Source organism: Streptomyces reniochalinae (assembly GCF_003323735.1).
In the GTDB taxonomy this organism is placed as follows: domain Bacteria; phylum Actinomycetota; class Actinomycetes; order Streptomycetales; family Streptomycetaceae; genus Streptomyces; species Streptomyces reniochalinae.
Map to the genome: position 1 here is coordinate 64,803 of NZ_QOIM01000043.1, position 13,445 is coordinate 78,247.

At 69.1% G+C, this 13,445-nt stretch carries 10 protein-coding genes, 1 tRNA gene and 1 pseudogene; 7 read left to right on the top strand and 5 right to left on the bottom strand.

Features of this window, described 5'->3' with window-relative positions; genetic code table 11:
* Positions 1 to 89: 89 nt before the first annotated feature.
* Together DQ392_RS29310 and sp36 are read right to left on the bottom strand one after the other, a co-directional pair.
* Entirely contained in the window at positions 90 to 554 is a 465-nt protein-coding gene (locus DQ392_RS29310) for a RidA family protein (RefSeq protein WP_114018740.1), read from the bottom strand.
* On the bottom strand, positions 551 to 712 hold the full coding sequence (sp36, locus tag DQ392_RS29315; RefSeq protein ID WP_003975360.1) for a Sp36 family protein: 162 nt from the start codon (positions 710 to 712) through the stop codon (positions 551 to 553). The genes DQ392_RS29310 and sp36 overlap by 4 nt, the downstream gene beginning before the upstream one ends.
* A gap of 243 nt (positions 713 to 955) precedes the next feature.
* Here sp36 and bagA point away from each other — a divergent pair, with 243 nt between their 5' ends.
* The gene (gene bagA, locus DQ392_RS29320; RefSeq protein WP_114018741.1) at positions 956 to 1,954 is read left to right on the top strand and encodes an ATPase BagA; all 999 of its coding nucleotides are present in this window, start codon (positions 956 to 958) and stop codon (positions 1,952 to 1,954) included.
* 171 nt (positions 1,955 to 2,125) lie between these two features.
* Positions 2,126 to 3,652 carry an ATPase BagB gene (gene bagB, locus DQ392_RS29325; protein ID WP_114018742.1) on the top strand — a complete coding sequence of 509 codons (1,527 nt, stop codon included), beginning with the start codon at positions 2,126 to 2,128 and terminating at the stop codon, positions 3,650 to 3,652.
* 177 nt (positions 3,653 to 3,829) lie between these two features.
* Here bagB and DQ392_RS29330 read toward each other — a convergent pair whose 3' ends face one another.
* Positions 3,830 to 4,183, bottom strand: coding sequence for a WhiB family transcriptional regulator (locus tag DQ392_RS29330; protein ID WP_114018743.1), 354 nt, complete (start codon positions 4,181 to 4,183; stop codon positions 3,830 to 3,832).
* Positions 4,184 to 4,790: 607 nt separating this feature from the next.
* Here DQ392_RS29330 and DQ392_RS29340 point away from each other — a divergent pair.
* Positions 4,791 to 7,097, top strand: a complete 2,307-nt coding sequence (locus DQ392_RS29340) for a transglycosylase domain-containing protein (protein ID WP_114018744.1) — start codon at positions 4,791 to 4,793, stop codon at positions 7,095 to 7,097.
* Positions 7,098 to 7,450: 353 nt separating this feature from the next.
* Here DQ392_RS29340 and DQ392_RS29345 read toward each other — a convergent pair whose 3' ends face one another.
* Positions 7,451 to 7,915 (bottom strand): GatB/YqeY domain-containing protein, encoded by a 465-nt coding sequence (locus tag DQ392_RS29345; protein WP_114018745.1) that lies wholly within the window; start codon positions 7,913 to 7,915, stop codon positions 7,451 to 7,453.
* A 114-nt stretch (positions 7,916 to 8,029) separates the two neighbouring features.
* On the opposite strand from DQ392_RS29345, the gene DQ392_RS29350 reads away from it, so the two are divergent.
* The 4 genes from DQ392_RS29350 (at position 8,030) to DQ392_RS29365 (ending at position 11,785) form a co-directional block, all read left to right on the top strand.
* The gene (locus DQ392_RS29350; protein ID WP_114018746.1) at positions 8,030 to 8,974 is read left to right on the top strand and encodes a metallophosphoesterase; all 945 of its coding nucleotides are present in this window, start codon (positions 8,030 to 8,032) and stop codon (positions 8,972 to 8,974) included.
* Positions 8,975 to 9,054: 80 nt separating this feature from the next.
* Positions 9,055 to 9,128 (top strand) — tRNA-Pro (locus DQ392_RS29355).
* A gap of 360 nt (positions 9,129 to 9,488) precedes the next feature.
* The gene (locus tag DQ392_RS29360; protein WP_114018747.1) at positions 9,489 to 10,565 is read left to right on the top strand and encodes an ImmA/IrrE family metallo-endopeptidase; all 1,077 of its coding nucleotides are present in this window, start codon (positions 9,489 to 9,491) and stop codon (positions 10,563 to 10,565) included.
* 107 nt (positions 10,566 to 10,672) lie between these two features.
* Positions 10,673 to 11,785: a DUF2752 domain-containing protein gene (locus DQ392_RS29365; protein ID WP_181856630.1), complete on the top strand. Its 1,113-nt coding sequence runs from the start codon at positions 10,673 to 10,675 to the stop codon at positions 11,783 to 11,785.
* Between the two features lie 846 nt (positions 11,786 to 12,631).
* Here the strand turns inward: DQ392_RS29365 and DQ392_RS29370 are convergent.
* Positions 12,632 to 13,327, bottom strand: a pseudogene (locus tag DQ392_RS29370) (LacI family DNA-binding transcriptional regulator); the annotation flags it as partial.
* Between the last annotated feature and the right edge of the window lie 118 nt (positions 13,328 to 13,445).

The window sequence follows — 13,445 nt, forward strand, 5'->3', positions numbered from 1 at the left end:
GCCCGCCGCCCCGATGTTCGAGAGGCGGCGGGCCACGAGCACCGCCAGGGTGCCCGGTTCCGCCTGTTCCGACGTGCCCGGCGGGCGTCTCAGTCGGTCAGTTCGACCTGGACCTCGACCTCGACGGGGGCGTCCAGCGGCAGGACGGCCACACCGACCGCGCTGCGCGCGTGCACGCCCTTGTCGCCCAGCACCTCACCGAGCAGCTCGCTGGCGCCGTTGATGACGCCCGGCTGACCGGTGAAGTCGGGTGCGGACGCGACGAAACCGGTGACCTTGACGACACGTGCGACGCGGTCCAGGTCGCCGGCGACGGACTTCACGGCGGACAGGGCGTTCAGCGCGGCGGTACGCGCCAGGTCCTTCGCCTCTTCCGGCGTGACCTCCGCACCGACCTTGCCGGTCGTCGGCAGCGTGCCCGACACCAGCGGAAGCTGCCCCGCGGTGTACACGTACCGACCGGTGCGTACGGCCGGCACGTAGACGCCGGCCGGGGTGGCGGTCTCGGGCAGGGACAGTCCCAGCTGCGCGATCCTGTCCTCGACCGCACTCACGCCTGCTTCTCCCGCTTCAGGTAGGCCACGAGCTGCTCGGGGTTGTTCGGTCCTGGCACGACCTGGACGAGCTCCCAGCCGTCCTCGCCCCAGGTGTCCAGAATCTGCTTGGTCGCGTGCACCAACAGGGGCACGGTCGCGTATTCCCACTTCGTCATGGGAAGACCCTAACGAACGCGCGGCCTTCCCCACGCCGCGTGAACGGCCACCCTCGCGGCACACGGACGGCCACCCTCACGCCGCGTGGACGTCCGCCCCCACCGCACGTGAACGGCGCCTCCCAGGCCACCGGAACCGGCCGCCCGTCACGCCTTGGAAACCGCCGCCGTCGCGGCCCCGCGCGCTCACCGGTTCCCGGCCGGGTCTCGCCCGTCCGACGGCGAAGAATTAGGCTCCCAGCCGTGGGCAGGCTTCACGTAGTGACCGGCAAGGGCGGCACCGGCAAGACGACGGTCGCCGCCGCTCTCGCGCTGGCGCTGGCGCGCGGCGGGAAGCGGACGCTGCTCGTCGAGGTGGAGGGCCGCCAGGGCATCGCACAGCTCTTCGAGACCGCACCGCTGCCCTACGAGGAGCGCAAGATCGCCGTCTCGCACGGGGACGGCGAGGTCCACGCGCTGGCCATCGACGCCGAGCGGGCCCTCCTCGACTACCTCCAGATGTTCTACAAACTCGGCAGCGCGGGCCGGGCCCTCAAACGGCTGGGGGCCATCGACTTCGCGACGACGATCGCCCCCGGACTGCGCGACGTGCTGCTGACCGGAAAGGCGTGTGAGGCAGTCCGCCGCCGGGACAAGCGGCAGCGTCCCGTCTACGACGCCGTCGTCATGGACGCCCCGCCCACCGGCCGCATCACCCGCTTCCTCGGCGTCAACGAGGAGGTCGCGGGGCTCGCCAAGGTCGGCCCCGTCCACAACCAGGCCCAGGCCGTGATGCGCGTCCTCAAGTCGCCCCAGACCGCGGTGCACCTGGTGACGCTGCTGGAGGAGATGCCGGTCCAGGAGACCGTCGACGGCATCGCCGAACTGCGGGCCGCGGGGCTCCCGGCCGCCTCCGTCGTGGTGAACATGGTGCGCGAGAGCCTCCCCGGCGAGGAACAGCTCCTCGCCCCGCACCGCCACACCGATCAGCTCACCGGCGCCCTCGCCCTGGCCTTCTCCCACGCCGGACTCGGCGGCGCACGGGCCGGCGGGCGGGCCGAGCGGCTCGTCGCACCGCTGCTGGCACAGGGCAGGGAGCACGCCGAGCGCGTCGCCCTCGAACGCGGCCTGCGCACCGAACTGGGCGCGCAGGAACTGCCCGTGCGGGAACTCGGCCGGCTGAGCGAGGGCGTGGACCTGCCCGGCCTCTACGGGCTCGCCACCGAACTACACGACCAGTGGCACCCGGGAGAACCCGCGTGAGCGCAGGACGACACCCGTGAGCGCGGCGGATCCGGCACGAGCCGCGGCACCGGCGCGAGCCGTTGAGCGGGCGCGAGCCGTTGAGCGGGCGCGAGCTGCTGCACCGGCGCGAGCCGCGGAGCCCGCCCGGCTCCGGGAACCCGACCCCGTCCACCACAAGGAGAGGCTTCCATGAGCACGCCGCCGGCCACCGACGTGCTGGACGTCGACCCCCTTCTCGACGATCCGGCGACGCGGATCGTCGTCTGCTGCGGCTCCGGAGGCGTCGGCAAGACCACCACGGCCGCCGCGCTGGGCCTGCGCGCGGCGGAGCGCGGCCGCAGGACCGTCGTGCTGACCATCGACCCCGCACGGCGGCTCGCCCAGTCGATGGGCCTCACCGAGCTGGACAACGTCCCCCGCGAGGTGCCCGGCATCGACACCTCGGCGGGCGGTGAACTTCACGCGATGATGCTCGACATGAAGCGGACGTTCGACGAGGTCGTCGAGGCGCACGCCGACCCCGAACGCGCCAGGGCGATCCTGGAAAACCCCTTCTACCAGTCGCTCTCTGCGGGCTTCGCCGGCACGCAGGAGTACATGGCGATGGAGAAGCTCGGCCAGCTGCGCGCCGGAGACGAGTGGGACCTGATCGTCGTCGACACCCCGCCCTCCCGCTCCGCCCTGGACTTCCTCGACGCCCCCAAGCGACTCGGCTCCTTCCTCGACGGGAAGCTCATCCGCATGCTGATGGCCCCGGCGAGGGTCGGGGGGCGCGCCGGGATGAAGGTCGTGAACCTGTCCATGGCCGGTCTGTCCCTGGTCACCGGCGCCCTCGACAAGCTGCTGGGCGCGGGGCTGCTGCGCGACGTACAGACGTTCGTGGCCGCGATGGACACCATGTTCGGCGGCTTCCGCGCCCGCGCCGACGCGACCTACCAGCTGCTCCAGGCACCGGGCACCGCCTTCCTCGTCGTCGCGGCACCCGAGCGTGACGCGCTGCGCGAAGCCGCGTACTTCGTGGAGCGGCTGGCCGCCGACCGGATGCCGCTGGCAGGACTCGTGCTCAACCGGATGCACGGCGGCGCCGCGGCCGGACTGAGCGCCGAGCGTGCCCTGGCCGCGGCGGAGACACTCACTGCCGAAAATCTTGAAATCGACGGCATTGTCGATCACCGCCCAGGGAAGAGTGTCGTGCGGAGTGCCCCGGCGGCCGATGCGGAAGGCCGCGAGGACCCAGAAGACCCGGAGGCGCACAAGGCTCCCCAGGCTCCCGTGACTCCCGAAGACGCCGCACGCCGCACAGGCCGCGCAGACAGCGAATCCTCCGGGGCACCCGAAGTCTCCATGGCTGCCGAAGCCCCCGGGGCTTCCGAGGACGGCTCCCCCGCCCCGGACTCCCCGGCGGACTCCGGTCCGCGGCCGTCCGTCGCGGACGCGGCGGACGCCCCCACGGCAGACGCCCCCTCGGCGGATGACGCCGTCGAGCTGGCGGCGGGGCTCTTGAGGCTGCACGCGGAGCGCATGCGCCTCCTGGCGCGCGAGCGGCGCACCCGCGACCGCTTCACCACGCTCCACCCCGACGTGGCGCTCGCCGAAGTCCCCGCGCTCCCCGGCGACGTACACGACCTGGCGGGGCTACGCACCATCGGGGAGCGCCTCGCCGACCAGCACGCGGAGGCGGCACCCGCCCCGCACCGGCCGGCCGGCTCCCGCTGAGCGTCCCCGCGTGCTGCCACGCGAGGGGCGGACCCACCGCCCTACCGCGCGGAGCCCTGGCAGGACCGTTTCTGCTGAGCGAGCGGCAGGATCTTCCGCCTGGGCCGACAGCAGGACCGTTTCGCCTGGTTCTCCGCGATCCGCCTCACGTCTCTCGCAGCACGCGTCTTGCGAGGCTCAGCCCACAGCGGCGTACCGCGGTTCGTTCTCGGCCGCGTCGAGTTGCATCTCGACGGGCAGCATGATGCCGCTGCTGCGCTCGTACTCCGAGCGCGCGGTCTCCAGTAGTCGCCGCCAGGACGTGACCGTGGGGCGGCGGCGCAGCAACGCTCTCCGCTCGCGCTCGGTCATTCCTCCCCAGACTCCGAACTCCACGCGGTTGTCCAGAGCGTCGGCGAGACATTCCGTGCGGACCGGGCAACCCGTGCACACGGCCTTCGCGCGGTTCTGCGCGGCCCCCTGCACGAACAGTTCGTCCGGATCCGTAGAGCGGCAGGCCGCCTGCGCGCTCCAGTCTGTAACCCAGCTCATTGCCGGTGCCGTCCTCTCCCGAATCGAGGCTCCCCCACGGCGGTGAACGGCATATTCACCGTTGCCAGTTGAGGACGTTACGGAAGAGAAGTCAGGACGCAACACCCCCTTCGGGCCCAATCTTGCATGGCCCGAACGGACTATGCGTGCCTGTCACATCACCCAACGGAGTGACGGGAAGGTGCCGCAGGGGACAGCGTCGCAGGCGGGGCGAGGGAGAACCCGCCCGCAACCGGCCACGGTCGGCCCCGCAGGGCCGGTAATCGGCCAGATCCTGACGCCGCCGGGAGATCCCGGCACCGTCACCGACCTCGCCACCGCCGTGCTCGTGAGGCGAACCGAGGAGGCGCGTGAGGCGAACCGAGGAGGCGCGTGAGGCGGGGCGAGAGTGCTCGTAGGTGGACCGAGGATGCTCGTGAGGCCGGGCGCGGGTGCTCATGAGGCGGGTGAGGTACTCATGAGGCGGAAGAAGTGCTCGTGAGGCGGAGGTGAGCAGCGGTACCGGAGTGACGACGGACTCAGACTAGGCGAGGATCACGGCACTGTCCGGCGTTTGCCACGCTTCCCGGCGGGTTCCACGCGCCCGTGGCATCGTAGGCTCTTCTTCATGGCTAAGAAGCGCGAGGGCCGCGGAGTCAGCCGACCCCAGCAGATCGCCAAGTTCGTCGGCGTCAGTGTGCTGGCGGGGGCGGTGATGGCCGGGCTCGCGCTGCCCGCCGTCGGGACACTCGGTCTCGCGGCGAAGGGCACGGTCGAGGGCTTCGACGAACTGCCGGCCAACATGAAGCGGCCCCCGCTCAGCCAGCGCACCACCATCCTCGACAACGAGGGCGGCGAGATCGCCAAGGTCTACTCCCGCGACCGCACGGTCGTGGACCTCGACGACATGTCGCCGTACGTGCGCAAGGCGATCGTCGACATCGAGGACGCGCGCTTCTACAAGCACGGAGCCGTCGACCTCAAGGGCGTCCTGCGGGCGCTGAACCGCAACGCCCGCTCCGGCGAGGTCTCGCAGGGCGCCTCCACCCTCACCCAGCAGTACGTGAAGAACGTCTTCGTCGAGGAGGCCGGCAACGACCCAGACAAGGTCGCCCAGGCCACCCAGCAGACCATCGGCCGGAAGATCCGCGAGCTGAAGTACGCGATCCAGGTCGAGGAGGAGCTGGGCAAGAAGCAGATCCTGGAGAACTACCTCAACATCGCCTTCTTCGGGCAGCAGGCCTACGGCGTCGAGGCGGCGTCCCAGCGCTACTTCTCCAAGTCGGCCAAGGAGCTCGACCTGGACGAGGCGGCCCTCATCGCCGGCCTCGTACAGTCGCCGACCCGCTACGACCCCGTCGTCCACGAGGGCGAGGCCCTCAAGCGGCGCAACGTCGTCCTCGACCGCATGGCCGTGCGCCACCACATCACCCGCGAGGAGGCGAAGAAGGCCCAGGAGAAGCCGCTCGGACTGGACGTGAGCAGCCCCAAGAACGGGTGCATCACCTCCACCATGGGCGCCGGCTTCTTCTGCGACTACGTGCGGCGGGTCTTCCTGAACACCGAGACGTTCGGCGACACCCGCAAGGAGCGCGCCAAGCGGTGGAACCGCGGCGGTCTCACCATCAAGACCACGCTCGATCCGAAGGCGCAGAAGTCCGTCCAGGACTCGATCCGGTCCCACGTCAACCAGTCCGACAAGGTCGCCACCGCCACGGCCATCGTGCAGCCGGGCACGGGAAAGATCCTGGGCATGGGCCAGTCGCGCCCCTACGGCTTCAACGCCCAGAAGAACGAGACCCAGATAAACCTCTCGGTGGACGACGACATGGGCGGCGGAGCCGGCTACCAGCCCGGCTCGACGTTCAAACCCGTGATCGCCGCCGCAGCGCTCGACAAGGGCGTCACCCCCTCCAAGTCGTACCCCTCCCCCTACCGCATGCAGTACCCGTCGCCCGTCGACACCTGCAAGGGCAAGTGGAGCGGCAAGGCACCGGTCGAGAACGAGAACTCCAGCGAGGTCGGCCCCTACCGGATGAAGGAAGCGATCGCGAAGTCGGTCAACACCTACTTCGTCTCGCTGATAGGGGACACCGGCATCTGCCCGGTGACCGACATGGCCAAGAAGATGGGCATCGAACGCGCCGACGGGAAGAAGATCGACCAGGTCCCCTCGATCTCGCTCGGCACGCAGGAGATGTCACCGCTGACGATGGCCGAGGGCTACGCCACCCTCGCCAACCGGGGCGTGCACTGCACCCCCGTCGCCATCGAGTCGATCACCGACGCGCAGGGCAAGAAGCTCGACGTGCCGAAGACCGAGTGCAAGCGCGCCATGAAGACCAAGACCGCCGACACGGTCAACACGCTGCTGCGCGGCGTGGTCGAGGACGGCACCGGCAAGAAGGCCGGGCTGAGCGGCCGCGACAGCGCGGGCAAGACGGGCACGACCGACCAGCGGTACGCCGCCTGGTTCGTCGGCTACACCCCGAACATGTCCGGCGCGGTCTGGGTCGGCGACCCCGCGCACCGCACCCGGATGGTCGACATCAGCATCGGCGGCCACACCTACCCCAAGGTCTTCGGCGGCGAGGTACCGGGACCGATCTGGCGCGACGCGATGACGGGCGCGCTCAAGGACGAGGACGCGCCCGACTTCCACCGCGTGCCGATCCGCGACGGCAAGGGCGGCAAGAAACCCCAGTCGCCGCCCCCCGAGCCGCCCGGGAACACATCCCCGCCGGACGAGGACGCCGACGACGGAGGCGGTCCGCCCGCAGACCCCTGGCCTGACGTGTCGGTGCCGCCGGACCTCGTCGGAGGCGGCGACAACGGCGGCGGTATCGGAGATCCCGGAGGCGGCTGGCCCGGCGGCAACGGAAACGGCAACGGGGGCGGCGGATGGGACGCGGGCGGCGGTGGCGGCTGGCCGTAACCGGCCCGACGGGCCGTTCGCCGGCGTAGGGCGCCGGCGAACGCAGGGCGCGGCCGGCGCCGCGCGGTGAGGGGCGCTCTCCTGCTGGAGAGCGCCCCTCACCCGTTCATCCGCGCCACCTACGGTCAGTCCCCGTACCGGGGTTCCGGTGCCAGCACCGGAACCCTCCGTACACGACTCGCCCCCGGGGCCCGGGGGTGGACCCGGCCCCGGGGGGCGGACCCGGGCTCACGCCCCGGCACCCGGCGATGGATGCACTCGGCAATGGATGTCCGAAGGTGCGGCACGGCTCTCGGGGAGGCGGGCCCGGACGGCTGCCGGCGGGCCGGAAGGGCTACTGCGGGCCGGAAGGGCTACTGCGCGAGGCGCTTCTTGACGGCCGCGGCGACGCGGCCGCCCTCCGCACGGTCCCCGACCCTCGGGTTGACGATCTTCATGACGGCCCCCATCGCCCTGGGCCCCTCGGCACCGGAGGACCGGGCCTCCTCCACAGCCTCGGCGACGAGCGTCTCCAGTTCCTCGTCGGACAGCTGCTGGGGCAGGTAGTCCGCGAGAACCTCCCCCTCGGCCCGCTCCCGCTCGGCCTGCTCCGTCCGGCCGCCGCCCGCGAACGCCTCGGCCGCCTCGCGCCGCTTCTTCGCCTCACGGGTGATGACCTTCTGCACCTCGTCGTCGGAGAGCTCGCGCGCGCTGGCGCCCGCGACCTCCTCCTTCGTGATCGCGGCGAGGGTCATCCGAAGGGTGGCGGAGCGCAGCTCGTCGCGCTCCTTGATCGCTGCGGTCAGGTCGTCCTGCAGCCGGGACTTGAGCGTGGTCATGAGGTCAGTGTGCCACCCGCCGTATGCCGGACGCCCCGCATATGAGGTCCCGCACCGGCCCGCGTGATCACCGCGAGCCTCCGCGTACGAGCCCGGGTCTGCAACCATGGGGCCATGCGCGCGCGATACCGGATTCCCCTCAAGACAGCCGTCGGCCTCACCGCGTTCGGCGCGGCCTGCGTGGGATACGCGGCGGGCGTCGAAGCCCGCTCGTTCCGCCTGCGACGGGTCTCCGTGCCCGTCCTGCCGCCCGGCATGCACCCGCTGCGCGTCCTCCAGGTCTCCGACATCCACATGGTCTGCGGCCAGCGCAAGAAGCAGCGGTGGCTGCGCGAGCTGGCGGCCCTGCGTCCCGACTTCGTGATCAACACCGGGGACAACCTGTCCGACACCGAGGGCGTCCCCGAAGTCCTCGATGCTCTGGGCCCGTTGCTGGAGTACCCGGGCGCGTACGTCTTCGGCTCGAACGACTACTACGGACCGAAGCTGCGCAACCCCGCGAAGTATCTGCGGGAGAAGGCCAGCGGCCGCCACGGCCTGAACGGCAACGCACCCGCCGTCGGCGCCATCCACAACCCGTGGGAGGAACTGCGCGACGCCTTCGACGCCGCCGGCTGGGTCGGCCTGACCAACACCAGGGGCCGCCTCAAACTGGACGGCGGCCAGGAGATCGCCCTGACCGGGCTGGACGACCCCCACATCAAGCGCGACCGGTACGGCGAGGTGGCCGGCGGCCCCGAGGAGGACGCGGACCTCTCCCTCGCCGTCGTACACGCTCCGTACCTGCGCGTACTCGACGCGTTCACCGCGGACCGCTACCCCCTGATCCTCGCCGGGCACACCCACGGCGGCCAGCTCTGCGTCCCCTTCTACGGCGCCCTCGTCACCAACTGCGACCTCGACACCGAGCGGGTCAAGGGACTCTCCACCCACCGGGCCGGCGGGCACGAGTCGTACCTCCACGTCAGCGCGGGCTGCGGCACCAACCGCTACACCCCCGTCCGCTTCGCCTGCCCCCCGGAGGCCACCCTCCTCACCCTCCACCCCCGCGAGTCCTGACCCCGGGCCCCGCGCGCCCGGCCCCGGGAAACCCGATTTCACCTCAGCGCTCCCCTGAGCTAAAGTAGTCCTCGTTGCTTCGGGGTGTAGCGCAGCTTGGCAGCGCGCTTCGTTCGGGACGAAGAGGTCGTGGGTTCAAATCCCGCCACCCCGACTGAAGGAACAGCAGGTCAGGCCCGGTACTGAGAGATCAGTACCGGGCCTGATGTGCGTCGGGGGGCCAGTTTGGGAGCCATCTGGGAGCCGACTTCGGGATGCGGCCATCAAAGGGCGAGCGGCCCGTGGGCCAAAACCCACTCCCAACTGACGGCACTCGGGATTGAACCAGGGCATCACGTCGACCCCGCATACGTCGCCGATCGAGCCGAGGCAGCGCCACCCCTGGGAGCCTACTTCTTCGTCACCCGAATCGGACAACGCATCAAGGGGGGAATATTTCGTGCTACAGTTTTGAGGACTGGTATGGGGCGGTGAGAGGCACATGGCAGCGGGTAGGCGGGAAGCACAGCCGGGGATGCTCGTGTTGGCACGAGAGTCCCGCGGGTTGACGCAGGTGGAAGTCGCAGCCGCCATGACCAAGGCGTCTCAGGGGGAAGCGACGACTGTTTCCCAGGGCTACGTGAGCCGTGCAGAGGCAGGGCGACTCATCGTTAGCGATGAACGTCTGGACCTGTATGCCGCCGCCCTTGGTTACCCTCCAGCGCTGCTCTGCCTGGACCCGCAGGTAAGTGGCGTCGGGGTGGGCCTGGTTCATCACCGCAAGAAGGCGTCCCTCTCCGCTTCTGCACTACGTCGCGTTCATGCCCACCTGGCCCTAGCGCGAGTGCAGTTGGACGGCCTCGCGGCGGAGGCTGGTGTACCTGAAGAGCCGTTGCGCTTCCTCAGGGTTCCGTTGAACGACCTCGTAACCCCCAAGGACGCAGCACGCCGGCTCCGCCGGGAATGGAGCATGCCGTCCGGCCCCGTGCTCGACATGGTTGGGGTGGTGGAGGGCGCTGGCGCCCTCGTACTCACCGAAGACTTGGAAAGCGACCTGCTGGATGCCGTGAGCCAGTGGCCCGAGGGACAACAACCACTCCTGCTGGCCAACACCCGCGCCCCCGGAGACCGTCGCCGCTTCAGTATCGCCCACGAGTTGGGGCACATGGTGATGCACCCGGAGCCCGGGGCAGCGTCCGCACAAGAGAAGCAGGCAGACGCCTTCGCCGCAGAGTTCCTGATGCCAGCCGCCGATATCCGAGCGTCGTTCTCAGACGGGATCGACCTCTCTGGGCTGGCAGATCTGAAGCGCACTTGGGGCGTTTCCATGTCGGCTCTCCTACGTCGCGCGCAGACACTCAACACCATCAGCGAATGGCAATACCGCACCTTGATGATCGAGATGTCAGCACTCGGATACCGAACGACAGAGCCTGTCGAGGTGACCCCCGAACAACCCCAGCGAGTCGCCGCTCTCGTGCAGCACTTGCTGACTACTCGCCAGATGCGTCTTCAGGATGTGGCAGCGTGCGCCCATCTCCTCCCGGAGGACTTCCAGCGCCTATACGTCGATGGCGCCGACTCATCATCGATCCCAACCACTCGAAGGTGACCATGGCCGAGCCCCCGCTCCCCCGTCCTCGCTCCGACCTGACCGAGCCTCCAGACGCCGCGACCATGGCAGGGCAGTCGGAGGGTATGAGAGAGCTGCGCGGCCGCATGCTGATCCAAGTCAGTACCTCCCGTCTCAGCTACGTCAAGGCGCATCTGGACCCCGGCCGAAGCGGTCTCGTCCTCTGCGGAGACGACGCCGTGAGAAAGGCCGGCACCCTGCGGTTCAAAGAGGGGTATGACAGTCCGCTCCTGATCGACCCCGCTGTGTACGAGACTCGCGTCGCAAAAGAAGACGATCCGTTCCCATACGACATCGAGCCCACGCTGTTCCTCGACGACCCCCTGGAACTCGCCTTGGCCGAGCAACGCGATGCTGGTGCGACACTCGCTATGACGCCCACGGGCTATATCAGGGCCGAGGACTCGGACTCCCTTCGGGCCGCCGTAAGCCGCGTCTTGGAACTTGACGACCCAACAGTGATCTTCGTCGCTCCGGTCGATGTCGCCTGGTTGCGCGAAGAGGAGTCAACCCGTCAACTCATCGCCTATTTGCGCATGCTCAGGGGCCCTAAGGCGATCATGCTGGGCGGACAGATGGATCCCCTCGGCCGATACGCCAAGGCCGTAGTCCATCTCAAGCAGCTCATCGAGGAAGTTCCTGAAGCAGCACTCCTGCGTACCGACCTCGCAGCCTTCGGTGCTCTGGCCGCTGGTGCAGCCTTTACTGCCTTCGGCACGAGTAGCCGATACCGGCACATCGTCGCACCGGGCGAAAAGGCTCAGACGAACAAGCGCATCCCCGTCCGGTCTCCGCACGTTCTCTTCCCGGACTTGATGGCGTTCTTCCTGGGGGAGACGATCGCCAAGCGCTACGGTGGCGCGGACACGCCGGTCTGTTACTGCGCGTCCTGTGGTGGTAGCCGCGCACTGGATGCCTTTACAAGCAATCGCGGCGATCTGCCGGCCTCGGCTGCCGCTCACAACGTTGCGGTCCTCATGGAGTGGCTTCGCACCCTGGCCGCCGCCGAACCGGGACTAGCTCGTCAGCAGTGGTGGTACGACCGCTGCCGGACGGCTCTGGATCAGTACACGGTGATCAATGCGTCAATCAGGCAACCGGGAGCTTTCAAGTCCCCCGCTCAACTCGACCGCTGGGCCCTCGCAGCGCCCGAGCAGCTTGCCACCAGTCAGAAAGCGGAAGCTGATCGGAGTCGCTGATACAGCTCCTCGACGAACCACCAGGCGGCAGCGGTGTGTCGAGGCGGCCTATACTCCTCCGGCTGCAGAACCAGCTCAACGTCACTTCCTGACGCAACGAACACGCCGGTTCCGTAGAAGTTAGCCTCCACCAGTACTTCATCCGAGCGAGCTGGACTGCGATCCAGCACCACAGCTCGGCGACAGAAGGGCGCGAAGCGGCCTGCCTTCTGAAGCCCCTGGGGCAAACTAGCTGCGCGAACTACAGCAAGATCCACGTGCACGGGACGCACAGCCTGCCTGACTACGGCCGTCCGGCTGCGTTCAGCGGCCCCAGCTGGCAGGGCACGGACAGCACGCCGCTCTTTTGGCCCCAACGTGTCTATAGGGACAGAAACGCCCACGGGCAGAGCCAGTAGAGATTCCAGGTCCGCCATGTGATCCAACGGCGCAGCTGAACCTCGCTCTCGCCGTGCGTGCTCAGCCGCATCCAGTCGATAGAAGCACAGGGCCTCGACCCCACAGATCGACACGACCTGCGCCTGGCTCCCCGGCTCCAGCAGCGCGCGGGAGGCTACTCGCACAGAACCGTCGACTGCGGAATTCGCCAAGGTCACCATGGCCTCCACCCTGCCTCACCAGGCCCCGGCCGCAAACAGCGACCCCGCCGTTCAGTCCACCCATACCGGCAGGACTCCACCTGCCAAACCGCTAAAGCTGCGCCGTGGACACTGCTCCGGGCGGATTCATTGTCCGAGCATCCCGCTGAAAATGAGCCACCATGCCAGGTAAAGCCCTCCTCCCACCCGGCGGGCTTGCACTTCGTGACTCGTGCCCTCGCACATCTCCTGAAGGGCCACGGCTGCCCTATGAGAGTCCTGCCTGCCGCGCCTTCAGGAGTGAATCCAGCAACCTCACAGGCGACGTTGCGCACATCTCGAGCCGTACGTTGAGCGCGCCCTCCCACTGCTCAGTCAGCCCCAGCAGGAGGCGCTTGCGCATGCCCGGGGTCACATGGGCGTAGCGTGCCGAGATGGAGCCGTCGATGTGGCCCATGCGCTCATCCATGAGGACCTTCTCGGTGCCGAGGTCCTCCATCATCGTGCGGTGGGTGTGGCGGAGACCGTGGGGCGTGAGGCCCTTGGCGATGGGCAGCCAGCAAGCTTCGGCCCGCTGGCTCGCGCCACGTCCCCGTGCCGGGATGCCAGGCCACGGCTCGCCGAGGATCGGCACAGGGCGCGCCTCCTGTGGAGCCTTCCTCGGGTACCAGCCGGAGACCGCAGGAGTGAACAGCCAAGTGGCGAAGCCGTTTCGGCGCCAGTGGTCCGCGTACTCCGAGGTGGCACCTCCCCTCACAAATCCGAGCTCTGCGATGGCGAGTTCAACGCGTGCGCGGGTGTCCTCACGCACGCGGTCAGGGTGGTTGAGGACGTTCGAGACCGTGCCCGTGGAGACTTCGGCACGGCGTGCGACATCGACGAGCTTGGCGCCCTGGTGGCCACCGGAACGCATAGCACCCAGCCCTCGAAAGACGTACGTTCTGCCGTGGCAGGGGCAGGGTGAGCTTGTTCCGCTTTGACGGACACCGTCGGTGTGGTGGTCAGGCCGCTGTGGCGGCGGCTTCGTAGTCGGCGGGGGTTCGGTAGCCGAGGCTGCTGTGCAGGCGTTTGAGGTTGTACCA

Excerpts from the sequence above, each read along its gene's own strand:
- sp36 (WP_003975360.1), bottom strand. The coding sequence starts at position 712 with ATGACGAAGTGGGAATACGCGACCGTGCCCCTGTTGGTGCACGCGACC.
- bagB (WP_114018742.1), top strand. The coding sequence starts at position 2,126 with ATGAGCACGCCGCCGGCCACCGACGTGCTGGACGTCGACCCCCTTCTC.
- DQ392_RS29330 (WP_114018743.1), bottom strand. The coding sequence starts at position 4,183 with ATGAGCTGGGTTACAGACTGGAGCGCGCAGGCGGCCTGCCGCTCTACG.
- DQ392_RS29340 (WP_114018744.1), top strand. The coding sequence starts at position 4,791 with ATGGCTAAGAAGCGCGAGGGCCGCGGAGTCAGCCGACCCCAGCAGATC.
- DQ392_RS29345 (WP_114018745.1), bottom strand. The coding sequence starts at position 7,915 with ATGACCACGCTCAAGTCCCGGCTGCAGGACGACCTGACCGCAGCGATC.
- DQ392_RS29350 (WP_114018746.1), top strand. The coding sequence starts at position 8,030 with ATGCGCGCGCGATACCGGATTCCCCTCAAGACAGCCGTCGGCCTCACC.
- DQ392_RS29360 (WP_114018747.1), top strand. The coding sequence starts at position 9,489 with ATGCTCGTGTTGGCACGAGAGTCCCGCGGGTTGACGCAGGTGGAAGTC.
- DQ392_RS29365 (WP_181856630.1), top strand. The coding sequence starts at position 10,673 with ATGCTGATCCAAGTCAGTACCTCCCGTCTCAGCTACGTCAAGGCGCAT.